General features: G+C 56.6%; 26 protein-coding genes and 1 pseudogene. 14 read left to right on the top strand and 13 right to left on the bottom strand.

What is annotated here, in order from left to right:
• Window positions 1-461, top strand: a pseudogene (locus ACXRVY_RS04315) (transporter); the annotation flags it as partial.
• Window positions 462-495: 34 nt separating this feature from the next.
• Window positions 496-888: a GFA family protein gene (locus ACXRVY_RS04310; RefSeq protein ID WP_458237057.1), complete on the top strand. Its 393-nt coding sequence runs from the start codon at window positions 496-498 to the stop codon at window positions 886-888.
• 122 nt (window positions 889-1,010) lie between these two features.
• On the opposite strand, the gene ACXRVY_RS04305 is transcribed toward ACXRVY_RS04310, so the two are convergent.
• From ACXRVY_RS04305 to ACXRVY_RS04290, 4 genes are all read right to left on the bottom strand, one after another.
• The gene (locus ACXRVY_RS04305) at window positions 1,011-1,814 is read right to left on the bottom strand and encodes a 2OG-Fe(II) oxygenase (RefSeq protein WP_108215750.1); all 804 of its coding nucleotides are present in this window, start codon (window positions 1,812-1,814) and stop codon (window positions 1,011-1,013) included.
• Window positions 1,815-1,897: 83 nt separating this feature from the next.
• Entirely contained in the window at window positions 1,898-2,707 is an 810-nt protein-coding gene (locus tag ACXRVY_RS04300; protein WP_223460692.1) for a glycosyltransferase, read from the bottom strand.
• A gap of 382 nt (window positions 2,708-3,089) precedes the next feature.
• On the bottom strand, window positions 3,090-3,575 hold the full coding sequence (locus tag ACXRVY_RS04295) for an adenosine-specific kinase (protein WP_223460690.1): 486 nt from the start codon (window positions 3,573-3,575) through the stop codon (window positions 3,090-3,092).
• 57 nt (window positions 3,576-3,632) lie between these two features.
• Window positions 3,633-4,115 (bottom strand): eCIS core domain-containing protein, encoded by a 483-nt coding sequence (locus tag ACXRVY_RS04290; RefSeq protein ID WP_458237056.1) that lies wholly within the window; start codon window positions 4,113-4,115, stop codon window positions 3,633-3,635.
• A gap of 312 nt (window positions 4,116-4,427) precedes the next feature.
• Between ACXRVY_RS04290 and ACXRVY_RS04285 the strand changes: the two genes are divergently transcribed.
• Window positions 4,428-4,898 (top strand): metallophosphoesterase family protein, encoded by a 471-nt coding sequence (locus tag ACXRVY_RS04285; RefSeq protein ID WP_223460688.1) that lies wholly within the window; start codon window positions 4,428-4,430, stop codon window positions 4,896-4,898.
• Between the two features lie 78 nt (window positions 4,899-4,976).
• On the opposite strand, the gene ACXRVY_RS04280 is transcribed toward ACXRVY_RS04285, so the two are convergent.
• The 3 genes from ACXRVY_RS04280 to ACXRVY_RS04270 all read right to left on the bottom strand — a co-directional run bounded on the left by ACXRVY_RS04280 (window position 4,977) and on the right by ACXRVY_RS04270 (window position 7,978).
• Window positions 4,977-5,936 (bottom strand): alpha/beta fold hydrolase, encoded by a 960-nt coding sequence (locus tag ACXRVY_RS04280; protein ID WP_223460686.1) that lies wholly within the window; start codon window positions 5,934-5,936, stop codon window positions 4,977-4,979.
• A gap of 16 nt (window positions 5,937-5,952) precedes the next feature.
• Window positions 5,953-7,365, bottom strand: coding sequence for an NAD(P)/FAD-dependent oxidoreductase (locus ACXRVY_RS04275; protein WP_223460684.1), 1,413 nt, complete (start codon window positions 7,363-7,365; stop codon window positions 5,953-5,955).
• Between the two features lie 274 nt (window positions 7,366-7,639).
• Entirely contained in the window at window positions 7,640-7,978 is a 339-nt protein-coding gene (locus ACXRVY_RS04270) for a hypothetical protein (RefSeq protein WP_223460682.1), read from the bottom strand.
• A gap of 316 nt (window positions 7,979-8,294) precedes the next feature.
• On the opposite strand from ACXRVY_RS04270, the gene ACXRVY_RS04265 reads away from it, so the two are divergent.
• Genes ACXRVY_RS04265 through ACXRVY_RS04245 form a run of 5 tightly spaced genes read left to right on the top strand, consistent with a single transcriptional unit; the run spans window position 8,295 to window position 13,343 of the window.
• Window positions 8,295-9,767, top strand: a complete 1,473-nt coding sequence (locus ACXRVY_RS04265; protein WP_223460680.1) for a cytochrome c oxidase subunit II — start codon at window positions 8,295-8,297, stop codon at window positions 9,765-9,767.
• 49 nt (window positions 9,768-9,816) lie between these two features.
• A complete protein-coding gene (gene ctaD / locus ACXRVY_RS04260; protein WP_223460807.1) occupies window positions 9,817-11,592 on the top strand; it encodes a cytochrome c oxidase subunit I in 1,776 nt (591 codons plus the stop codon).
• Window positions 11,589-12,281, top strand: a complete 693-nt coding sequence (locus tag ACXRVY_RS04255) for a cytochrome c oxidase subunit 3 (protein ID WP_223460678.1) — start codon at window positions 11,589-11,591, stop codon at window positions 12,279-12,281. Before ctaD ends, ACXRVY_RS04255 begins: the two co-directional genes overlap by 4 nt.
• Before the next feature lie 6 nt (window positions 12,282-12,287).
• Entirely contained in the window at window positions 12,288-13,013 is a 726-nt protein-coding gene (locus ACXRVY_RS04250) for a heme-copper oxidase subunit III family protein (protein WP_223460676.1), read from the top strand.
• Between the two features lie 12 nt (window positions 13,014-13,025).
• Complete coding sequence (locus tag ACXRVY_RS04245) at window positions 13,026-13,343, top strand: cytochrome C oxidase subunit IV family protein (protein ID WP_223460674.1); 318 nt, start codon at window positions 13,026-13,028, stop codon at window positions 13,341-13,343.
• A 32-nt stretch (window positions 13,344-13,375) separates the two neighbouring features.
• Here ACXRVY_RS04245 and ACXRVY_RS04240 read toward each other — a convergent pair whose 3' ends face one another.
• From ACXRVY_RS04240 to ACXRVY_RS04230, 3 genes are all read right to left on the bottom strand, one after another.
• The gene (locus ACXRVY_RS04240; protein ID WP_223460672.1) at window positions 13,376-13,936 is read right to left on the bottom strand and encodes a magnesium transporter; all 561 of its coding nucleotides are present in this window, start codon (window positions 13,934-13,936) and stop codon (window positions 13,376-13,378) included.
• Between the two features lie 147 nt (window positions 13,937-14,083).
• On the bottom strand, window positions 14,084-14,374 hold the full coding sequence (locus tag ACXRVY_RS04235) for a hypothetical protein (RefSeq protein WP_223460670.1): 291 nt from the start codon (window positions 14,372-14,374) through the stop codon (window positions 14,084-14,086).
• A gap of 181 nt (window positions 14,375-14,555) precedes the next feature.
• Window positions 14,556-15,377: a helix-turn-helix transcriptional regulator gene (locus ACXRVY_RS04230; protein ID WP_223460805.1), complete on the bottom strand. Its 822-nt coding sequence runs from the start codon at window positions 15,375-15,377 to the stop codon at window positions 14,556-14,558.
• A 96-nt stretch (window positions 15,378-15,473) separates the two neighbouring features.
• Between ACXRVY_RS04230 and ACXRVY_RS04225 the strand changes: the two genes are divergently transcribed.
• Entirely contained in the window at window positions 15,474-16,430 is a 957-nt protein-coding gene (locus ACXRVY_RS04225) for a threonine dehydratase (protein ID WP_223460668.1), read from the top strand.
• Window positions 16,431-16,554: 124 nt separating this feature from the next.
• Window positions 16,555-17,250, top strand: coding sequence for a tRNA (adenine(22)-N(1))-methyltransferase (locus tag ACXRVY_RS04220; RefSeq protein WP_317851120.1), 696 nt, complete (start codon window positions 16,555-16,557; stop codon window positions 17,248-17,250).
• 30 nt (window positions 17,251-17,280) lie between these two features.
• Here ACXRVY_RS04220 and ACXRVY_RS04215 read toward each other — a convergent pair whose 3' ends face one another.
• Window positions 17,281-18,270 (bottom strand): GlxA family transcriptional regulator, encoded by a 990-nt coding sequence (locus ACXRVY_RS04215; protein ID WP_223460664.1) that lies wholly within the window; start codon window positions 18,268-18,270, stop codon window positions 17,281-17,283.
• 260 nt (window positions 18,271-18,530) lie between these two features.
• On the opposite strand from ACXRVY_RS04215, the gene ACXRVY_RS04210 reads away from it, so the two are divergent.
• Both ACXRVY_RS04210 and ACXRVY_RS04205 read left to right on the top strand, forming a co-directional pair.
• Window positions 18,531-19,256, top strand: a complete 726-nt coding sequence (locus tag ACXRVY_RS04210; RefSeq protein WP_458237055.1) for a cysteine hydrolase — start codon at window positions 18,531-18,533, stop codon at window positions 19,254-19,256.
• A gap of 234 nt (window positions 19,257-19,490) precedes the next feature.
• Entirely contained in the window at window positions 19,491-20,327 is an 837-nt protein-coding gene (locus ACXRVY_RS04205; protein ID WP_223460803.1) for an alpha/beta fold hydrolase, read from the top strand.
• Between the two features lie 160 nt (window positions 20,328-20,487).
• On the opposite strand, the gene ACXRVY_RS04200 is transcribed toward ACXRVY_RS04205, so the two are convergent.
• Entirely contained in the window at window positions 20,488-20,727 is a 240-nt protein-coding gene (locus tag ACXRVY_RS04200) for a hypothetical protein (RefSeq protein WP_458237054.1), read from the bottom strand.
• A gap of 332 nt (window positions 20,728-21,059) precedes the next feature.
• Between ACXRVY_RS04200 and ACXRVY_RS04195 the strand changes: the two genes are divergently transcribed.
• On the top strand, window positions 21,060-21,707 hold the full coding sequence (locus tag ACXRVY_RS04195; protein WP_223460801.1) for a hypothetical protein: 648 nt from the start codon (window positions 21,060-21,062) through the stop codon (window positions 21,705-21,707).
• A gap of 482 nt (window positions 21,708-22,189) precedes the next feature.
• Here the strand turns inward: ACXRVY_RS04195 and ACXRVY_RS04190 are convergent, their stop codons facing one another.
• Window positions 22,190-22,621 carry a hypothetical protein gene (locus ACXRVY_RS04190; protein WP_458237053.1) on the bottom strand — a complete coding sequence of 144 codons (432 nt, stop codon included), beginning with the start codon at window positions 22,619-22,621 and terminating at the stop codon, window positions 22,190-22,192.
• Window positions 22,622-23,044: 423 nt separating this feature from the next.
• On the opposite strand from ACXRVY_RS04190, the gene ACXRVY_RS04185 reads away from it, so the two are divergent.
• Entirely contained in the window at window positions 23,045-23,485 is a 441-nt protein-coding gene (locus ACXRVY_RS04185; RefSeq protein ID WP_223460658.1) for an Ohr family peroxiredoxin, read from the top strand.
• The last annotated feature ends 73 nt before the right edge of the window (window positions 23,486-23,558 follow it).

Below are 23,558 nucleotides of genomic sequence, written 5' to 3'. Positions count from 1 at the left end.
AGCCCACGGACAGTGGCTGGATACTCGGCGGCGGCCCGGCGTTGTTGATACCGACCGGCAGTGACGAATTGCTCGGCAGCGAGCAATGGGGCCTGGGCCCGACGGCGGTGGCGTTGAAACAGTCCAATGGCTGGACCCGAGGCATTCTGGCCAACCATATCTGGGGCCTGGACGGCAGCCCGCCAGACGACAAGGAAAAGGTCAACCAGACCTTCCTGCAACCCTTCCTCTCGTACACCACTCATACGTACACGACCTACGGGGTGAACACCGAGTCGACCTACAATTGGCAATCGCGCGAATGGTCGGTACCGATCAACCTGACGGTCACCCAACTGCTGAGAATCGGCGRCCAGCCGCTGACGGTGCAGGCCGGCCCGCGCTACTGGCTCGACAGCCCGGAAGACGGCCCACAAGGCTGGGGCTTTCGCGCCGCCGTGACGTTCCTGTTTCCACGCTGATACGCCGTTTCGGACGGCCTGGAGGAGACACCGCATGGACCGATTCACCGGCGGTTGTCTGTGCGGCAAGGTGCGCCTTGTCGCATCGGGGCGCCCGTTCCGGGTTGGCGTTTGTCACTGCCTCKACTGCCGCAAGCATCACGGGGCGCTGTTTCATGCGTCCGCGATATTTCATCAGGATGCGGTGACGATCGAAGGCGAAACACGTGACTACGCCGGGCGGCATTTCTGTCCGCACTGCGGTTCGTCGGTGTTCTCGCGCAGCGCAGACGAAGTCGAGGTGAACCTCGGATCCCTGGATGCCCCTGACCAGTTGACCCCAACCTACGAGAGCTGGATCGTGCGGCGCGAGGCCTGGTTGCCGGCGTTTGCGCTCACCCGACACTACGAGCGCGATCGAGATGCCACGGGGCGTTTTGAGGACTAGCGGCTATAATCTTTGGCGCCCCATGGGCCATTTGATCGACGCTGTAACTGAGCCTGGGGGCATATCCTGATTGGCAAGCTAACGCTCAAAAAAGCACGAACTCGATCGTCTGGCGATACCGTTTAGTTTTTCTTCTTGATGAGTTTATTCATGTAGTACTTTAGGCTAAAACGATCTTTTGGCCTTGGTTTGTAGTGGGTTTTGTTTCTTTGTGCAGGATCGATCACCATGGTTCCTGCGGTGTAGTAATAAAGTGCGATAGACCTGCGGGTGATGTGTTCTGGAGTCGTCAAAGGCTCTGGGTGCCCATGATTACTGTCTTTGTCCGTATTGAAAATGACACATCGATTGTAAATCGGCAGGATTTTTTTAAGGCAGGTCTTCATGTCGACATCCCAAAGTTCCAGGTTGCCGCCGTATTCCTCTCGCCAGTCTTCAGTCAGATAAATTATGATATTCAGTCGGCGCTCAACATTAAGCTTTTTGTTGAGCCTGAAGTCCGAGTGCACCCCCAGGAAACCACCGCTTTTGGTTTCATGCAGGCCGCCACCGACAAAGTAGGGGTCGGGTATCAAACCTTCGATGCCGGTGAGCTTTTCAAGAAATTGCAACATGGGGGCCGAGTTAAAGATGTTGAAAACAGCCTTCAAATGGGGCGCGCATTCGTTGGGACTGATTTGACGTTTTCGTTGACCTTTATAGCCTCGCTCGTAGAGCATTTCGTTATTGGTTGGCTCGGTTGGGAAGTGCGAGCAGATACTTGCAATCAGGTCTTCGTGCAAGAAGTTGTCGATGACTATGTGCGGAAATGGCGTAGCCTGAGTATAGCGACTGGTCAATGACTCACCAAAGGCGCTGGCGGCGTTTTGGTCGAAATCAAGCTCCGGGGACAGGGTGATAGGTAGTGCTTGAGTGATGGGTGCCATTACCGCTCCAATAACTTAATATAAAAACTTATAGGTGACGTCAAGCAGCGTTGAGCGCACGGCTCGTTGCGTCTATTCGTAACTTAGCTTTTTTTGTCGTCCTTGTTCAGACGCTTAAGGATGTTGTTGTACATTTTGGTTCGTCTATGAGTCTTGTCATAGCCACCAGCCGCTGCGACAGTGCCGGCCTGAATGTGATCCAGATAACTGAAGATTTTACGCGGCGATAACATTTCAACGACATAGCCAAGCTCGGTCATGCGGTCCTGGAGTGTATAGCCTGGTACACGGTCATCCATCGAAAAATGCAAGTTGTGCTGTTTGATGAGTTTGCAGTTCCACAAGGTGCAGAAACTTTTCAAGTAGACTTCTTTGTACGGTTTTGGTTCTCTGGAACGCAATCCCATCGAGATTTTCAGGCGCCTGAAATGATGTTTGAATAGTCGCGAGCTAAAGCGCCAAAAAGTTCTGGTGGTGCCGCGGTTTAATTGCTCAACACAACCGACGGCAACGACGTTCGGGTTTTTTAAGCATTTATTCATCATCATCGGAAAAACATTTTTATCGAAAACAAACGTATCAGTGTGCATCAAGAATAAATAATCGGTTTCAATCCGCTCCAGCACCAGGTCAAGTGCCTTGCCATGCGCGATGTGGCCTGGTTCTGGTTCGGTTACAGAACGCTCGATTAAATTGATCCAGTCAAGCGTTCGTAAATACTCAGTGCTTTCATCGGCGGAGTAGTTGTCAACTACCCATATTGGGACGCCTTTGGTGCCCACATGCTGGTGCAATAAGTCCAGGCATATCTTGGTGATTTCCGGTGTTTTGTAATTCACTATGACGATGCTGAAAGCTTTAGAGCTTTCGGGCGGAGAATCAGGGTTGTTCATTGTTCAGGTGCTCAATGGTATTGTATTTAGTTGTAGAAGTAGTTGAATCTGCATGCAGATTCTGCTTGTTTTTCTACGCAAAATTTTCGTGGCTATAGAGCACATTTTGTTGGATCGCTTTGTTATGCATAACAACCATAGCTTACTCAGGCCTGATGGAGCGCAGTAGAGTGGACTTCATCGTATAAGGATCTGCTCTATAGGTAAATATCCGTGACTTGATTCGTTGAATCAGGAGGCTGCTCAGGCGAGCGTCTGCCCGGGAGCAACGTGCACGCACGAAGCCTGATATGGCGTAAAGCCAGTGACACAACAGCCCGCCATCCACTGAGAGGGTGGCGGGCTGTTGTTCAGCGTTTCAGTGGGGGCTATTGAATTCAGCTCACAGTTTGTAGCCAATCTGCCGCAACAGGTTCTTGCGCCACTGGATGTCTTCATCGCCTTCAATGTCATTGGCACGCAAGCCATCCACTACGCCCAGGATTGCTCGCCCTTGTTCCGTCTCGGCGAGAATCACTTCGGTTGGATTGGCTGTTGCACAAAAAATACGACATACCTCTGGAACCATTTTGATGGTGTTCAACACGTTCAGCGGATAGAAGCCATCGCCCAGGAAAATGATGAAGCTATGGCCTGCGCCGATGGCTTTCGCATTCTTCTGTGCAAGTTCAATCATTGAGGTATCGGTGCCAGACCATCGCACCAGGCACTTGCCAGAGGCTTCACAAAAGGCCACGCCAAACTGGATACCTGGCACGGCATTAACCAGCGCTTCGTGGATGTCCTCGACGGACTTGATGAAGTGAGTCTGACCCAAAATGAAATTCGTCATATCCGGTTTATCGATTTTCAACGTGATGAGTTGCATCTCAAACGCCTCCTTTCACGATGTTGCTACCAGAGTCTGTCAACAAACCAAGCATAGCTACTCATGGGTTATCGCTGCTTCCACTGAAGGAACTCGAGGAGACCCTGGCTGGGCCACGCTGGCCCTCAGCGCTCTGGCTACCTGGGTCTGGATCGCGTAGGCAGKCGTTTCAACGGCTGAGTAATCACGGGTATAGCGAGTGGCGAACTCGCTGACGCCCCATTGCTGGTACTGCTGCACGTGCTTCAGTTCGTGCGCCCACAGCGCGACATTGTTCAGTGCATCATCGGGACTGCGAAAGACGATGATGTCGACAAGGGTGACTGCATTGACATCGGGATTCTGCAGCATGGTGTTTGCGGCGTTCAATTCCGCATCGTCGCCAACCTTGTAGCGAGCCGAATCGAGCACTCCAATGTCATAGTAGGGTTCGAGCTGGGCCCGGATATTCAGCGGGACTGGCCGGATATCACCCGTTGCCAGGGTATTGCGCGATTGCACGATCCAGCTCTGTAAACCGGCGGCCGCTATCTGGTTCATGTTATCGAAGATCTCCCCAACGTCCCCTTTGGAGCCTGGAGCACAAAAACAAGCGCCCACGCAGACCTGGTACTGTCCTTGCGGGCAGGCGAAAGCAGAGGACGAAGTACCAACGCAGAAAAGCGCTATCGCCAAGCGGACAAGTTGGCGCATAAAGGCAGGTGACAATTGGTTCTCCCAGAGGCAATGGCGGTCGGCAGGCGATGATTCGGGCAGGTTGTCCTGCCACGTGTTGGACCGCACTGGGTGCCGTTCGATTCCCTGGGGTCCACATAATATTCAGGCCATTGCCCATATCGTTCTGGAGCTTGCATGAAAGTTGGCGTGATTTCCGATACCCACGGCTTGCTCCGTCCCGAAGCGCTTGCCGCCCTGGCGGGGTGCGAGCAGATCATTCATGCCGGCGACATCGGTAGCCCGGAAATTCTTCACCGACTGGCGTCTATCGCTGCGCTGCACGTCGTGCGCGGGAACAATGATCAAAACCAGGCATGGGCAGGAAATCTCCCTGATTTTCTGCGATTGGACCTCAACGGTTGGCAGACGCTGTTGGTGCATGACATTGCCGATGTTCCGGTCGATCTGGACCCAGGCATAAAGCTGGTGATCACCGGCCACTCCCACAAGCCACGCATGGAATGGCGTGAGGAGCGATTGTTTGTCAATCCTGGCAGCGCGGGGCGACGACGCTTCAAGCTGCCTGTCACGCTGGCCCTGCTCGAAGTAACGGCGACTTCGATTGAGCCTCGGTTGCTAGACCTGTTGGAGCAGCCCCCGGATTGATTGAACCCTTGACGATTTGAAACAGCAATATTCAGAAAATACAAATGAGAATATGTATTAAATGCTGGTGATACGTCATCAGAGTTCTTTCAGGAAGCCCAGTAGCAGTTCATTGACCTCTGTCGCGCGCTCTCGCTGTATCCAGTGGCCGGCATCTTCGAGGATATGACTCCCACGCAGGCCCGGCAGTGTCTGCGCGAAAGCTTCGATCTGCTGCGGAGCGCCCGGAAACTTCAGCACGGCGTCGCGGCTCCCGGCAATGAACATCGAGGGCTGGCGGATAATGCAACCGCGCCAGGGTGCCAGCAGTGCCCATGAGCGAGTCATGTTGCGGTACCAGTTCAAGCCGCCGCGAAATCCGCTGCGGGTGAATTCGCCGGTGTAGTAGGCAATATCCGCAAGGCTTAGCCAGGCTGGCAGGGTTTCTGGCTCGATCATCCCCCCCAGGAAACCCTGGCCTGGCTGCAGCCGGCCGAACACCGGCCCATCGGGCCCGTCACCCGAACCACTGAAGTAGATACGCCGGATCGACGACTCGACATCGCTTTCCAGCTCGGCCTCGGCCACACCCGGCGTCTGGAAGTACTGGATATAAAAGTCGCTGATACCCCGCGAGGCAAGCGCGCTCAGGAGCTCCACGCGACCCGGTGGCGAGAAGGGCACGCTCATGCCGATCACTGCGCGGAACAGATCGGGTCGCATCATTGCTGCGCTCCATGCCACCAGCGCGCCCCAGTCATGACCGACGATCACGGCTTGTTGTTCGCCGAGTGCGTTGACCAACTCCACCATGTCGCCTACCAGGTGGAGCGTGGTGTAGGCGTCGGGTTCGGCCGGCGCATCGGTGCCGCCATAGCCACGCATGTCGGGCGCGACCGCTCTATAGCCAGCGCTCGCCAACGCCGCAAGCTGGTTGCGCCACGAGTACCACAGCTCCGGGAAACCGTGGCATAGCAAGACCAACGGGCCGCAACCTTGCGTTGCTACCTGCATGCGGATGCCATTGATGTCGAGTATTTCGAGGTGTGGCTCGTTCATGTGCGCTTCCTGCCATTCAAGCGATGGACTCCAGCAACCGCGGCAGATTCGCCTGAGCCTTCTGCCGGCTGACAGAGAGCCGATACAGTTGTGCCATTTTCTCGGTGTCGGTTTCTTGCAGGCCCCTGAGCACCGCCGTCAGAAAGAATAAGCGCGACTGCCTGATCCAGCGCGACAGGCCTTCATGCTCTGCCCAGCGTAGTTGGTTACCCAGGTACACCGCCCACATTCTGATCCAGTCCGTGGGGACGTGAGGCGGGGGCACCATCGTGCAAAGCGCGTTCATTTGCGCTTGATCGGTCAGGTGGCTTTCCACATAAGCGATCAGGGCCGCGCTGAACACGGGTTGGCAACTGCTGACCATCAACAGGTTGATCCTGGCGCCGTCGAACACCTTCATTTCAGGCAGTGACGGGATGGCACTGGCGCTGCAATCAATGTGCAGAGTATCCGGGCTCGTGGCGATGCTGCCCCGGTCGAGCACGATGCGCGCTGGCTCGATAGCTCGCACCCTGCCCAGGCGCACAATGTTGCCGATGCGTCGAAGCTCGCGTAATTCCGCTTGTGTGACGGTGGCGCAGCGGTAAGCAGTGGGTTCGACGGACTTATCCAGGCGCAGGAGCTGGCCAGCCGCCTCAAGTCTTGCGAACAGGTCCGGGATCGAGCCTGCGGCTGCGATGGCCTCGAATTGTGCCATGAGGCCGCCGACTGTTCGTTCGAAGCTGTCGGGGCCGGGTTGCAGGTTGGCCCGGTCGATCAACCACGGATCGTTCGGCATGATCCAGCAGATTTTTGCGGGCGCAACACCGTTTTGCAGACACCACAGGCACGCGTCGATCCCGGTCTTGCCCGACCCCACCACTACGTAGCCAGAGTGGGGGTGCCGGATCTTCGGCAGGTCGTTCAGTGGCACGCATTGTACGCCGGCCTCCACCCTGTACCTGGGCGGGTGGGTCGAGGGAACTGCCGTCTGGGCATGGGTGGCGTCTACCACCTTTTTGTGCACCCGGACCTGATGGTTTACGCCGCTGACCTGCGAGGTAAACCGGTGGTCGTCAATGCGGTCGCCGGTGTAGTTGCACATGGGGAAGTAACGGACTTGACCTGACGGCAGAAACTGCTGATTCATCACCTGGTCGAAGTAGCTCACCACCTCGGCGCCGGAGGCCAGCTCATACAAGCCCTCGTTGAGTGCCGCCTGGTCTTTCGTTCCGCTGCCCAGTTCCCGTGAGTTGACGCCATAGAAGGCCGAGGGCTGGTGCAATCGTACGAACGGGTAGGCGTCATTCCAGTGCCCGCCAGGTCGGTCGTGTCGATCCACCATTATCATGCGTGCATTCGTTTCCTTGAGTAGCGTATCGACGAAAGCCATGGCCGTCGCGCCAGCACCGATGATCAGGTAGTCGGTTTCGATCAGGTTTGCGTCCATATGCTTTCGCCTTTCTGAAGGTTCCCCCCTCAACTTCAGAAGATTAGCCACCTGTACCGAGCCCAATAGAACGAATGCTCCTCACACAAATAACCGATGGAATTAATGGTTGGAGTGTGGGTTGCGACTCTCCAGTCGATGCAATACCTGACGTTCTGGCGTATGCACGTAGTGGCTCGACACTCGCGCATTCAAACGCCAGTTCGGTACCTCCCAAGGCGCCTGGTGCAGACAATCAGCAAGCAAAAGTCCGGTGCCGGGAATCACCCGGCCGTTACTCAATAAGCTGATCGATCAACACCGCGTTGGTATAGATCAAGCTGCCGTCGCTCGCACGGTGCCCGACCAGATGAAACTGACCGCGTTCGTCGTGCAGATAGACTCGCATTTGACAGTCGGACAAGGGGGCGTATCCCTCCGGCATGATCAACTCCATCGAGTCCATATCGACATCGACCATGGACTCACGCTCGTGGGAATTCTGCAAGCGCTCTTCGGCCTCCTCCAGACGGACATGCAGAGGGCCGTCGACGTAAAAATGGATCTCACCGATCGGGATGGACTTCTGGTCGGGGCTGGGCTTGCACCAGCCTTCGATCGTCAGGGCACTCATGACGAAACCTCCCATGTGGTTTGCTGAACGCTGTAGCTATCGTCTCTGCTCAAGGTCATCACTTACGTTTGATGACTACACAAGGGCAGGGTTCATCCTTTGGGGCCGCTTGCGGTCGCACTCTGCCGTTCGTCATCAGAAATCAAGTATAGCTGGCAACCGGAACTTCCTTGTCAGCCTCACGGTACAAGCCGATGGCTCTATACTTCTCACTGACTTTACCCGCCCGGCTGGGTGGTATTTGTCTGCCCTGCCTGGACGTAAGTGGCGATGCTGTTGCATAACCAATGAACAACAGGAATAGGATGAAGAGGAAATGGCAATAGCAATTGTCCTGATACTAATCGTTATTGCATCAGTGCTATTCAACATACTAGCGCCCTGGCAGGCGACACCGGCAGCTTCCAACTGGGGCTCTATAGACACCACCCTGTTCATCACCCTGGTCATTAGCGGAATATTTTTCATTGCCATCACGGTATTCATGGCGATAGCGGTGATGCGCTTTCGTCACAAGAAGGGGTCTCGGGCGGCCTATCAGCCAGAAAATAAAAAGCTGGAGTTATGGTTGATTATCGTTACCTCGCTAGGGATTGCCGGGATGTTGGCGCCTGGTCTGGTTGTTTATAACGATTTCATCCGGGTGCCGAACAATGCTTACGAACTTGAAGTGGTCGCCCAGCAGTGGCAGTGGGCCTTTCGTTTTCCCGGCCAGGACGGGAAGTTGGGCAAGTCGGATATCAAGTTTGTTGATTCCGCCAATCCCCTCGGCGTTGATCCCAAGGATCCTGCAGGGCAGGACGATGTGCTGGTAATGAATAATGAAGTTCGCCTTCCGCTCGATCGGCCGGTGAAAGTCTTGCTGCGCGCTAAAGATGTCCTGCACGATTTCTATGTACCGCAAATTCGCAGCAAGATGGATATGGTGCCTGGGATGGTGTCGTACTTTTGGTTTACGCCGACTAAAACCGGAAAATACGAAGTCCTTTGCGCTGAATATTGTGGCGTAGGTCATTACAACATGCGTGGCCATATGATCGTGGAGGAACAGGCCGTCTTCGATCAATGGCTAAAAGGCCAACCGACTTTTGCGCAGACATTGACGACGGCGGCCAGGCCCAGTCGGGACAGCGTGCTGGAAAAAGGCCGCCAGTTGGTCGAACAACATGGCTGCAAGGCCTGTCATAGCCAGGATGGCAGTGCCAGTCTCGGCCCGGGATGGAAGGATTTGTACGGCCGCACTGAACAGCTTGCCGATGGCTCCCGTGTGCAGGTCGACGAGGCCTACCTGAAAGAGTCGATTCTCGATCCAAAGGCCCGCCTGGTACAGGGCTACCCGCCAGTGATGGTGGCCTATACTCTCAATGACGATGAACTGGGTGCTGTCATCGCACTGATCAAATCACTGAGTGCTGCGGGGCAAGGCGCTGAACCTTCGACTGGCGAAGCGTCGAGCCCGGGTGAAGACCTGGTGGCGCAGGGGCAGCGACTGGCCGGGTCGCTCGGCTGTCTGGCCTGCCACAGTGTCGATGGCAACAAGGGCGTCGGTCCCAGCTGGCAGGGCCTGTATGGCAAGACCGAAACCCTTGCCGACGATACGAGCGTGAAGGTCGATGAGGGCTATCTCAAAGATTCGGTTCTTCATCCCAATGCCAAAATCGTCAAGGGCTATGCAGCCGTGATGCCGGCCCTGGCGCCGAGTGACAAGGAGCTGGATGCACTGATCGCTTTTATCAAATCCAAAGCGAATACTGATGCTGATGCGAGCAAGGCGCAGCCAGGGAAGTAGCCGTAAAGCAGCCAGAAATACACTGAAACTTCGGCAGGAGGATGACGTGATGGCCTATGCGGAGCAAGCCGAGACAGAAGCATTGCACGAGCCCAAGAGTTTCCTGACCAAATACATCTGGAGTCAGGACCACAAGGTCATAGCCATTCAATATTCCTTGACGGCTTTGTTCGTGGGGCTTATCGCTTTGGTGTTGTCCGACTTGATGCGCCTGCAGATAGGTTTCCCCGGCAGTTTGGCGTTCATGGACGCCAGTACTTATTATCAGGCGATGACCATGCACGGCATGATCATGGTCATTTACTTGCTGACGGCCTTGTTTCTGGGGGGCTTCGGCAACTATCTGATCCCACTGATGGTGGGTTCCCGCGACATGGTCTTCCCTTATGTCAACATGCTGAGTTACTGGACCTACCTGCTGGCGGTACTGGTGTTGCTCGCCGGTTTCTTTGTGCCTGGCGGCCCCACGGGGTCAGGCTGGACGCTCTATCCGCCGCAGTCCATTACTCAGGGGACACCGGGAGTGGAGTGGGGCATCGTACTGATGCTCGTCTCACTGGCGATTTTTATTGTCGCAACCACCATGGGCGGCTTGAACTACGTCACCACGGTATTGCAGGCGCGCACGCATGGCATGACATTGTTTCGCATGCCGCTCTCGGTATGGGGAATCTTCATGGCCTCGATCATGGCCTTGCTGGCCTTCCCGGCGTTGTTTGTCAGCGCGATCATGATGCTGTTCGACAAGCTATTGGGTACCAGCTTCTTTATGCCGGCGATGGTCTCGCTGGGGCAGCAGCTCGGTCATCAGGGTGGCAGCCCGATATTGTTCCAGCACCTGTTCTGGTTCTTCGGCCACCCGGAGGTCTACATCGTTGCTCTCCCTGCATTTGGCCTGGTCTCCGACTTGATCAGCACCCATGCGCGTAAAAATATCTTCGGCTACCGAATGATGGTGTGGGCCATTATCGCGATTGGCGTACTCAGTTTTGTGGTCTGGGCACACCATATGTATGTCAGCGGAATGAACCCGTACTTTGGCTTTTTTTTCGCCGTCACCACTTTGATCATCGCGGTGCCGACCGCGCTGAAAGTCTATAACTGGATATTGACCCTGTGGCGCGGCGACATCCATCTGACCGTGCCGATGCTGTTTGCCCTGGCCTTTATCGTCACCTTCCTGGTCGGCGGTCTGACCGGGTTGTTTCTGGGCAATGTGATCGTGGATATACCGCTCTCGGACACTTATTTCGTCGTGGCCCACTTTCATATGGTCATGGGGGTCGCACCGGTACTGGTGGTATTCGGCGGCATTTATCACTGGTTTCCGAAAGTGACCGGGCGCATGACGAACGATACCCTGGGCAAGCTGCATTTCTGGATTACCTTTGTGGGCACCTACGCCATCTTCTTCCCCATGCACTACCTGGGTTTCCAGGGCATGCCACGCCGCTACTACGCCTATGAAAACTACGCGTTCATCCCGCAGTCCGCGCAAGAGTTGAATGTTTTCATTACGGTGGTCGCATTGACTGTCGGGGTTTCCCAATTGCTGTTCCTGTTCAACCTGGCCTGGAGTGTGTTCAAAGGCAAGCCCGCAGGCAGTAATCCCTGGGGCGCGGCCAGCCTGGAATGGCAAACGCCGGACACTCCGCCGAAACACGGTAACTGGGGAGAGAAATTGCCGGTCGTGCATCGCTGGGCCTATGACTACAGCGTGCCGGGGATAGAACAGGATTTTGTGCCGCAAACGGTTTCCGCCGAGGAGCTGGAGCACATGCGGCAACTCAGTGCCGGAACTAAAATCGCGGACGCCAAGACATGAACAGGCTGCTATTGAGAAACGCCGGCGGCGCTGATCCCGGCGGCAGTTGGAGTCACGACCCTGGGGGTATTCAGGCCGCCGAGGGGGCCGATCGAAGCCAAACCGCAAGAGTAGGCCTGCGCCTGTTTCTGGTGGTGGTGAGTTCGTTATTCTTCCTCTTCCTGATCGCCTTTGTCGCCCGTTCACAAATGGCCGACTGGGAACCCCTGACAGAGCCTTTGGCGCCGTTAGGCAATCTCCGGCCGCTCTGGCTGAACTCGGCTTTTCTGGTACTCAGTTGCATCGCACTGCAGTGGTCGCGCATGGCCGCCCGACAGGCTCGACCGGGCGCAACCATGATTGGTTTTGCATTGGGGGGCGTCTTTGCCATTGCCTTTCTGGCGGGGCAACTCTGGGTCTGGCAGCAGTTTGTCGCCTGGGGCTACTTTGTCGCCAGCAATCCGGCCAACAGTTTCTTCTATCTGTTGACCGGCCTGCATGGGCTCCACCTGCTGGGCGGGCTGATCGCCTGGTGCTGGATCCTCGCCAAATTTCTGCGTCATGTGCCATTGGCGCAACTTGGCGCCAGCGTCGAGCTCTGCGCCATCTATTGGCATTACTTGCTGGGCCTTTGGTTCGTGCTTTTCGCGCTGCTGGCCAGCACGCCGCAAACCTATGAAGCCATCGCCAGATTCTGCGGCCTGAGGTGAAAAGCCATGGCATTGCACCCACTAGCCCAAACCCAAGCCCAAACCGAGCCCCGTTCATCCAATCCACCAGGTTCGCCACCTGCACCGGGATGGCAGGGCATTGCCAGCGACTGGTCCTCGGATAGGGAGGCCTTCAAGCAGGTCCCCTGGGGCAAGGCGATGATGTGGATATTCCTGCTCAGCGACACTTTTATATTCACCTGTTTTCTGACCGGCTACATGTCGGTACGTATGGCTATTACCACCGCCTGGCCGAACCCCAGTGAAGTGTTCGCATTGACGATCGGCGGAAGAGAGATCCCGCTTATTCTGATCGCCATCATGACCTTTGTGCTGATCAGCAGCAGCGGCACCATGGCCATGGCCGTCAATTTCGCCTATCGCCGTGATCGCGTGAAAACCACGGCCCTGATGCTGGCGACCGCTGCCTTGGGGGTGACCTTCGTCAGCATGCAAGCTTTTGAATGGAGCAAGCTCATCGCAGAAGGGGTGCGTCCCTGGGGGAACCCCATGGGGGCGGCGCAATTTGGTGCAAGCTTTTTCATGATTACCGGTTTCCACGGACTGCATGTGTCAATCGGCGCCATCTACCTCAGCATTGTGGCGCGCAAAGTATTGCGGGGAGATTATGAGCGCTCCGGAAACTATCAGAACGTCGAGATAGCCGGGCTTTACTGGCACTTCGTGGATTTGGTGTGGGTGTTTATTTTTGCATTCTTCTATTTATGGTAGAGGAACACGGTGATGGCACAGGCTCAGAGTCAGCAACATCCAATCAGTTTGTACCTTAAAATTTGGGGGCTGTTATTCGTCCTCAGCACGATGTCGTACCTTGTCGACTATTTCCACTTCCATGGCTACCTTCGGTGGTTCCTGATTATCACTTTCATGTTGTTGAAGGCAGGTTTAATTGTCTCCATCTTCATGCATATGGCCTGGGAGCGGCTGGCCCTGGTCTATGCCATATTGGTGCCGCCTTTGTGTTTACTGGTGCTGGTCGGACTGATGGCCACCGAAGCAGACTATGTCTTCCTCAGTCGGGTCATTTTCTTCGGCCAATAAGCCGCTTTCGGATGGCCATCAGTTTCCAGACGCTAACCCGATATCACTCGCTTGAACTGATGCCATTTGTGCTGCCAGGCCACTGTCCAGTGGGGAGCTGCCGCTCCCGTGCCGGCGATCTTCAGATTTGGATGATGATCGATTACCTGGTCCAGGATCGATTCCTGATCCGGTTCAACATCCACGAAGAAAATATGTTTGCCCTCTTTTACCACCTGCTTGAAATTGCGGAAGTGAGTGTTCGGCACCTGGAACCCAAAAAAACCGCCTTCCCAGATGCAGAAGCCCAAAATAACAATGGCCAGGAAGACAAAAGGCATCCAGCCTGCGGCGGATTCGGTCCAGCCCATCCAATAGGCGCCACCCAGGACCAGTACTGCGAGGGGCAGACCGACCACAGCACCAATCTCACCGGAATGAACAGCATCTTGTTCCATTAACGAGTTGACCTCGTGGAGGTGATGTTCTTCGACATCAGCAACTTTTTCACTGAGTACATGAATCTGTTCAGAATTGATGCCGCTGGCTTCCAACTCATTTTCAACTGTTTCGAGATCGTTGAGATTGTCACTGATGTAATAGTGCCGATTCATGCCACACCTCCAAACCCAAGTTTGCCGTAGACCTCCTTTGTCCGGCAGCCGTTAACAACCGAGATTTGCAGTCAGTAGCTGTGCCGTGGGGAACGTTGCACACTTCTTGCAATCTGAAAAAAAGTATAGCACTCGCCAGCAYGCCCCCTAGTTGATCTGCACTATGACCGGTCCTTCGGTTACGATCGGCGGGTTGGCGCGGATACTCGAGGTGTTTTTCTGAATCCAGTCACGCGCCACTTTCAGGCTCGCATCACAGCCGGCCTTGTCTGTGCAAACAGTGATCGCCGTACCACCGTCACCCGTATTGAGCAATGTGTAGCTGACGAGGCCAGGCACTGTCCGCAAGGTCGCTTCGATGTCGTCTTTGCGCTCTTCCAGACGCTCGAAAAGCTGCTTCGCTCCCGTACCCAGGTAGGTTCTTATCACCGCGTACATAGTCGTCTCCTTTGGGAGTACCGTCTTGATGCCCATCCAGATCCGTTGATGGCCGCAATCACACAAGTTTCAGCTCGCCCTGATTCATTAAGCTTAGCCAAACGCCGGCGACAACCGAAATGCAACGACCACCGGCCCATCGCAAACATCAAAAAACGCGGAGCCAACTGAAAACCCGGCGCTAACTGAACCTTGAACATTGACGCAACTGCGCCGGGCTCACGCCAAGGCGTTGCTTGAAGGTGGTCGCCATGTGTGCCTGGGAGTTGAAACCGCAGGCGTAGGCGATCTGCGTCAGCGTGGCAGTCGAATCGCGCATCAGGGCTCGGGCCCTGGCGAGGCGTCGGTCGATCAGGTAGCCGTGCGGGCTTTTGCCTGTGACGTTTTTGAAGGACCGCATGAAATAGCCTTCGGACAATCCAAGCACGCCCGCCATCGCCGATACGCTCAACGGACCATCGAGGCCCGCATCAATGAACTCATCGAGCAAGCGCATCCGGTTGCCCGTTATCGAGCCAGGGGGCGCTGCCGACACTGCTTCGCTACCCGTCGCCCGCTCAGACAATGCCAGTGCCCAGGCCTCCCAATCGTCCTCCACGCAAGCGTGCAACAGCGCGATGCGCATTCGCCATGCGAGGGCAGTGGCCTGCCGGTCGATGCGATTGTTGAAGGCACGATCCCCGACCAGCACAACACCGTCGGTGCGCATCACCCGCAGGTATTCACCGCCCGTGGGTGATTCGGACAACACGTCACACCCGGCGGGAACGAACGCCAGGCCGTTGGGCATGGCATCGAAGGGTTGTACCCGGTCACTGCCGATAGCGTGCAGGCCTCTCTGGCTGTCGAAGGCAAAGCCAATTCCCGCCTGGGTCGCCACATATCGGGTCGCGTACGCGCTTGCGGGGAGCAATTCAATCGACCACGCACCGGCCTCGATACGGCGGACCGGTTCGGACAGAAGTGGTGGCGTCATGCGGTTTCGATAGCTCATGAACACCATAGTAGTGAAGAGGGGGGACAAAAGTCAGGTCAGTTTTTTGAAAGCCGGCGTACTGCGTCCGTGTCCAGACTGGGCAACATCTCAGGGGGATAACTCATGCACAGACTGACTCGCGACGATATCGAACAGGCAGCACGCAACGTTTACCAGGTCATGCCGGCCACCGCCCAGTACCCATGGCCGTTGCTGGCTCGGCGGTTGGGTTGCACGGTGTGGGTCAAGCACGAAAATCACACGCCTACCGGTGCTTTCAAAGTGCGCGGCGGTATCACCTTCATGCATTGGCTCAAACGCGAGCACCCAGGCGCGAAGGGCATTGTCAGCGCTACCCGCGGCAACCATGGCCAGAGCCTGGCGCTGGCGGCTGGCGCTCTGGGTTTGCGGGCGTTGATCGTCGTGCCGCAAGGTAACTCGGTAGAAAAGAACAACGCCATGCGCGGCTTTGGCGCTGAAGTGGTCGAGTATGGCCGCGATTTCGATGATGCCCGTGAAGAGGCTGCACGCCTTGCGCACGTGCATGACCTGTTCCTGGTTCCGCCGTTTCACACCGAGCTGGTCAAAGGCGTCGCCACTTATGCGCTGGAGCTGTTCAACGCAGCGCCAGACCTGGATACCGTATATGTACCGATTGGCTGTGGATCGGGGATTTGCGGGGTGATCGCCGCCCGCGATGCGCTAGGCCTGAACACCCGGGTGGTGGGCGTGGTTTCCACGGAGGCGGCCGCCGCACAGTTGTCGTTTGACACCGGAGTCCTATGCGAAACCGCCTCGGCAACCACCTTTGCCGACGGTCTGGCCGTACGCAAGCCGGTGCCTGAGGCCTTTGCCGTCTACGCGCAGGGTGCGGCGCGGATCGTATCGGTCAGCGATGACCAGATCGCCGAGGCCATGCGCGTGTATTACACCGATACCCATAACCTCGCTGAGGGGGCCGGTGCGGCGGCGTTGGCAGCGCTGATTTCGGAACGTGAAGCCATGTCGGGAAGAAGGGTGGGTGTGATTCTGTCCGGTGGCAACGTCGACAGATCGGTGTATGCGCAAGTGATTGCATAAAGGCGCAATGACCTTGGTTACATAAACTTGGCCACATAAATTTGAAATGCACGGCGTTGCTCGACACAATCGCGCCCCGATCCGGCCAAAGGCGCCGGACGTTCGTGGTGAAAAGGGGCCGCAGGTGAACGAACAGACATTGTCCATGCGCCTGGAGCGCGTGGCGGCGCATGTGCCAGCCGGCGCGCGCCTGGCCGATATCGGCTCGGATCACGGCTACCTGCCGGTGGCGTTGATGCGCCGTGGCGCCATCGCGGCGGCGGTGGCCGGCGAGGTGGCGTTGACGCCGTTCCGCGCGGCCGAACGCACCGTGCGCGAGAATGGCCTGGACCCGCAGATCACCGTGCGTCTGGCCAACGGCCTGGCGGCAATCGAGCCGGGAGACGGGATCACGGCGATCAGCATCTGCGGTATGGGCGGCGAAACGATCCGCGACATTCTCGACAGCGGCAAGGCGTACCTGAGCGGTCAGGAGCGCCTGATCCTGCAACCCAACGGCGGCGAACAGCCACTGCGCCAATGGCTGATGGACAATGGCTACCGCATCCTCTGCGAGGAAGTGCTGCGGGAAAATCGTTTCGACTACGAAATCATCATCGCCGAGCACGCCGGGCCGGTGATGTACACCGCCGAGGAGCTGTACTTCGGCCCATTGCAGATGCAGGCCCGCAGTCCGGCGTTCCTGCTCAAATGGCAGCGCAAGCTGCGCCAGAAGCAGAAGACCCTGACCCACTTTGCCCGGGTACAACAGGCCGTGCCCGAAGAAAAGGTGCAGGACATCGCGCGTCAGGCCCGGTGGATCACCGAGTTGCTGGCTTGAGCCCGATCCGGGGTTCGTACGCGCCTTCGCTTACTCCGGCGATGGGTCCAGCTTTTTTCCGGAGCCATTGCCTTTGGCCTGACGGGCGCTGCGACGCAGTTCTTGTGGCGTGCGCCCCACGACTCGCACGAAGCTGCGAAGCATGTGATCGGCATCGCCGAACCCGAAGCACCTGGCGATCTCTTCGAAAGTCTGGTGCCCGTCCTCAACCAATGGCCGCGCAGACTCGATACGCAGACGCTCGATAGCTTTCGCCGGCGTCACCCCCACCGATGCCGCGAAGACGCGGCCAAACTGGCGCACGCTCATATGTGCAACGTCTGCCAGGCGTTCAACCGACAGATCATCACGAAGATGATCGCGCACATGGCTCAGCACCGTGCGGATCCGATCCGAGCCAGGGTCGAAATCCAGCAGCGAAGAGAACTGATACTGACCACCGGGTCGCCGATAGTAGACCACCAGCATGCGCGCGACGGAGCGTGACACTTCCTTGCCCAAGTCCTGCTCGATCATCGCCAGGGCCATGTCGATGCCAGCCGACATGCCAGCGGACGTCCAGACATTGCCGTCTTCGGTCCAGATACGATCTCCGTCCACCCGCAGTGACGGATAGCGTGCCTGCAATTGTGGCGCGTAGTTCCAGTGCGTGGTCGCGACACGACCGTCGAGCAGGCCGCTCTCGGCCAGCAGGAAGGCGCCGGTGCAGACGCTGGCAGTGCGGCGAGCACGCGGGGACATCTGCCGTATCGCCGCTGCCATCGGCATCATCCGGTCATCGATCGGAGCGGTGGGGGCGCCGACGATGATCAGCGTGTCGAGATGGTCGACAACCTCCAGGGCTTGCGTCGCGACTTGCAGTCCGCTCGAAGCGCTGATCAATCCGCCTTCAAGCGAAGCGACTGTGAATCGATAGCCCGAAGCGGGGGCACGATTGGCGTTGGAGAAGGCTTCGAGCGGGCCGCTCAGATCCAGCAATACGAAGCCCGGGTAGACCAGGAAACATATGTGACGCTGCATGCACGGAACATCCAAAGACTGATTGGGGTGCCATAGTACGCACTTGTTGAATGGAAGGTCACGGGGGGCATCGAGCCACCCGCCTCATGCAAGGGGACCGGGCTTGTCGGCCGAAATCCAGGGATAAATGTCCATTTCGTGCCGTCTTCTCGCCGTACCGTAAATGCACCACCCCCACATTGCGGACGTGCAAAATGACCTTCAATCGAATTCATCCCGGCAGACTCCTCTCCTGCGCCACCTTGCTGGGGGCGATCCTGATGGCGCCCGGCATCGGCTTTGCCGCCGAGAACCCCTACGCCGATCCGGTCAAACCCGCGCTCCCGGCCTCCACCTTTCAATGGGATTCCAGTCGAACCGCGCTGGTCGTGATCGACCCGCAGATCGACTTCATGAGTCCGGAGGGTGCTGGATGGTCAATCTTCGGCCAGAGCGTTACCGAGCAGAACCTGGTGCCGAATCTGACCCGGCTGTTCACGGCGTTCAAGCAAGCTGGAGCGACCGTCGCCATCTCGCCGCACTACTACTACCCCCATGATCATCAGTGGGAGTTTGAAGCGCCAGCGGAGACCGTTCAGCACAAGCTGGGCATGTTCGACCGCAAGGGCGCCTTGACGCTGGATGGATTTCGCAATTCGGGTGCCGACTTCATGAAGGAATTCAAACCCTTCATCGAAGACGGCAAGACCCTCGTCGCCTCACCGCACAAGTTATATGGCCCGCAAAGCAACGATCTGATGCTGCAGTTGCGCAAGCAGCGGGTCGACAAAATCATCCTGGCTGGCATGGCGTCCAACCTGTGTGTCGAATCGCATCTACGCGAGTTTCTGGAGCGCGGTTTCGAGGTGGTTGTCGTACGTGACGCTGTCGCCGGCCCGAAGCTGCCTGACGGCGATGGATACGGTAGCGCGCTGGTCAACTTCCGCTACATCGCCAACGGCCTGATGACGACCGATGAGGTCGTGAAAAAGCTGGAAGGGCGCTGACCTTGGGCATGACCCATTTCCTGACCAGACAGGGGAGTCCTTACGGCTCCCGTGTCACTGACTGACGCGGAGTCACCCATGAGCGATAGCGAAAATTCAAGGCTTGTCAGCCCGGACCGACGGGATTTCCTGGTGCTCGGCCTGAGTGCCACGGCCCTCGTTGCCTTGTCCTCGGCACCCGGTCTTGCACTCTCGTCCGTCAACTCTCCTTACACCAACAGCGGAACCATGACCGTGAGCAAAGTGACCACCCAAGATGGCGTTGAAATCTTCTACAAGGACTGGGGCCCGAAGAGCGCCCAGCCCATCGTGTTCCACCATGGGTGGCCGCTGAGCGGTGACGATTGGGACAGCCAGGCGCTGTTCTTCGTTGGYCAGGGCTATCGCGTCATTGCACACGATCGCCGCGGCCACGGCCGCTCGTCTCAGGTGAGCGGTGGCCACGACATGGACCACTACGCGGCGGATGTCGCCGCGTTGGTACAGCAACTGAACCTGCGCAACGCCGTGCATATCGGCCACTCGACCGGCGGCGGGGAGGCAACGCGCTATGTCGCCAGGCATGGTCAGTTGCACAAGCGCGTGGCCAAACTGATCCTGATTGGTGCGGTACCGCCGGTCATGGTCAAGAGCCCGGCAAACCCGGGCGGTCTTCCAATCGAGGTGTTCGATGACATGCGCAGGCAACTGGCGGCCAACCGGTCTCAGTTTTATCTGGATGTTGCCAGTGGCCCGTTCTACGGCTTCAACCGCCCGGGTGTCGCTGTTTCACCGGGCATGATCCAGAACTGGTGGCGGCAAGGCATGGCTGGCGCGGCAAATGCCCACTATGAGTGCATCAAGGCCTTCTCTGAAACAGACTTCTCGGATGACCTGCGGGCGATCACCATACCCACTTTGGTCATGCACGGTGATGACGACCAGATCGTTCCTATTGCCGACTCTGCGCTGCTGTCGAGCAAGTTGCTGAAAAACGGATCCCTGAAGGTGTACGAGAAGTACCCGCACGGGATGTGCACGACACACGCCGATGTGGTCAATCAGGATCTGCTGAAGTTCATTCGCGGCTGATCCGGCCCATCCATGGCTCTGCTGGTCGCAGGGCCATGGATGGGCTCTTGGGTCGGCCTCATTATTCTTCTTCCCTGAGTGCATTGATCCGCTCTGATTTTTCCCCAGCTATCAGCGCGGCATGATCTTTCGCATTTTGATTGGCATCGGCGATGGAGAACTAGCCGACAGCCTGGTCGAAAGAGTCCAGCGGGCCCATTTTCGAAAATTTGCGCAGGCCTTCGCGGTAAGCAGTTTTCGCCATTGGTCGGGTCTGGCGACGAAAGTTCAGTGAAATAGCGGTATTTTTTTCGACGTACGAAAAGAAACGATTCAGCGGCGTAGCACCGCGGGTTTCAGCCAAAGAGACAGGGATCCCCAGGTGCTGGAAACAGTACCGTTTGTCGATGCTTTTGCTCAAAAATTGAACGATCGGGATATGGTGGGCTCTGATTTCCCAGCAGGCGGATCCTATAGGGTCCCGCTGTACTCACTAGAAAAATGGACGTATACCTCATCTGCATTGAATGGAATGCACATGGGGATTTTTTTTACCTGAGACCTGGAGTGATAGTATGCCGTCATCACTGACTCGCTGGGCGAGTCGCTCCCTCTTGTAATACCTAATTATTAAGTTGCTTTAATCATTGCGAACTTGATCTTGCAGGTGCGAATAAATAATTCGCATGCCTGGGGCATGGTGCAATTTGCACTGCCGCTATAAGTGGAGATGTAATCTTGGATATTAATACAATGATCGGCCTGATCAGCCAGAAAGAATCCATGGAGTTTTTGCGTTTAGGTGTTGTTTACGTTCACCTGTTGGCTTGTTGCGTAGCTATTGGCCTGGTGTTTGCCAGCGATGCCGCAATGGTCAAGGACTTATGGAAAGGTCGTGTGTCGTCGGGGCACGATAATGAACATATGGCCAGTCTTCAGAAGTCTGTTTCCAATGCGTTGATATTCTTGTGGATCACCGGAGCTGCGATTATAGGTATTGATTACCTTGATAAAGGCATGAACTATTTTGCCAATCCGAAACTTCAAGCCAAAGTCATTATTGTATTGTTGCTGACATTCAATGGCATGTTGTTGCACCGTTATGTATTGCCGGCAATGCTGAAGGTCGGATCGCTGCTTGATCTCAAGGTCAGTGTACGAATGTTTGCCCTGTTCTCTGGCGCACTGTCGGGCGTGTCCTGGCTGTATGCCGCCATGCTCGGTGTCGGTCGACCTCTGGCCTGGAAATACTCGCTCACCGAGTTGCTGATGGCCTATCCGGTGTTGATCGTACTCGGCTTTGCGATGATGGTGGCGCTGACTCAGTGGGCGCGCAATCGCCACGAGGCAACGCCGACTCAAGAGACTTGGCTGTTCGCGGGTATTCCTGCGCTGCGCTGAGCTGACGAAAATCCAGGTAAAGACGGGTAAAACCGTTTGACCCTTTGAAACATCAGCGCCCCTGCGGAGGGACTTATACCCTAAAGGTACATGGTTCTGAGAGCGGGGCCCAAAGGTCTGGCAGATGTCGGCTTTCGAGCATCATATCCTTTCGATGTAGAAATACATCGCAAGACATCGCTATTCCTGAGCGCCGACGGCAACGTCGGCGTTTTTTTTTGGGGGTTCTTCACGCAATCCCGGGAAACACAGAAACAAGAACGCCGTTTGGCTAGATGTCTGTTTCAGCGCCAAGGCCCGGCCGGGGTCCATGGCCGACTATAATTTAGTGCAGGGGGACCGTCGGAGGTGGCGCTATGCGTATCTTCAAGCAACTCCTGCTCTTGGTCGCGGGGCTTCTGGCAAGCAACCTCTCCCTGGAGGCAATCAGCGGTGGCGGCCTCGGTCAAAATCCTCACCCGGCCGTTCCGGTTAGTGGGCAGCTACAGCAATGCGGGCAATTCCACCATTTCCACAGTGGCTCGTTTCATATGGGGAACCGGCATTTCGCGCCAATGCACAGCCGGCATTTCGTACCAATGCACAGCGGGCATTTCGTACCAATGCGCAGCCGGCATTTTGTACCAATGCACAGCGGGCATTTCGTACCAATGCACAGCGGGCATTTTGTACCAATGCACAGCGGGCATTTCGTACCAATGCACAGCCGACATTTCGTACCAATGGATAACCGGCATTTCGTACCGATCCACCGGATAAACAGCTTCGAGGTGATCAGAGGGCCCGGGTTCAGCGATCGGCGCTTCGGTTCCAGGCACGTTCACTTCGTGCGTCAGTTCGATCCGCGGACGGGGCAGTTTGTGATTCAGGAATTTGTCTGGTGAAGCATGCCGCTCCAGAGAACCGGGCAACAACAACTCACACCATCCGTTCCTGGCGCAATACCTCACCCCGGGGTCCCCATAGGGCCGGACGGTGAGAAGCCGATCATTCTTTCGGCAAGGGGGAGGGTAGCGGGGTTGACCTTGTGTCTACCGCTCATCGCCAAGGCATAAAATAAACTTTGACATCATTGGGGCATTGGTTGAATATTCATCTATCGCATGCGATCTAATCGAGTGCGAACACAGCCAACAGCAACCCTTGCCGTTTGGAGATTCAGCCATGAACACCGCAAGCAGCCGCAAAATGTTTATCTCTACCGCTCAAGCCTCCCATGGCCAAAACGGCAACAACTGGATCATTGCACACGCCAATTGCTGAACGCTGTCTTTTTAAATGCTAAATACACCGTATACGATAAGATCGCATGCATATTAAATACTGAGGAAATCCCCATGAGCAAGATCGAAAAAGTACTGGCTACCGGCAAAACCCACACCACTCGCAGCGCTGTTGGCGGTCACAAAGGCAATCTCGATATCGAACTGTCGTCACCGGGTTCCGCCCAACCGGCCCATGTTTTTGCCGCCGTCCAGCCGCACCCGAAAGCCGAGCAGCTGTTTGCCGGGGCATGGTCTGCCTGCTACACCGCGGCAGTGGGGCTGGTGGCCCAGGAACGCAATATCGTGTTGCCGGCGGATATGGCCGTCGACATCGAAGTGGACCTGGGCCAGACCGGCGCGGCTTACTTCCTCCAGGCACGACTGACTTTGCGCGTGCCGGGGCTGGATCATGGGGTGGCGACCGAGTTGGCCCACAACGCCGATGCAATCTGCCCGTACTCCAAGGCAACACGCGGCAACATCGATGTCGACATCAATGTCCTGACGGCATAACCCACTGAAGGCCGGCTCACCAGGGATTTTCCCGGTGAGCCGGCCTTCAGTGTTTATACGCACTTCCGACACC

This window comes from Pseudomonas sp. P5_A2_2, assembly GCF_054177685.1.
Note: the sequence above shows the minus strand (reverse complement) of the source record. Positions and strands in the feature narration are given on the sequence as shown.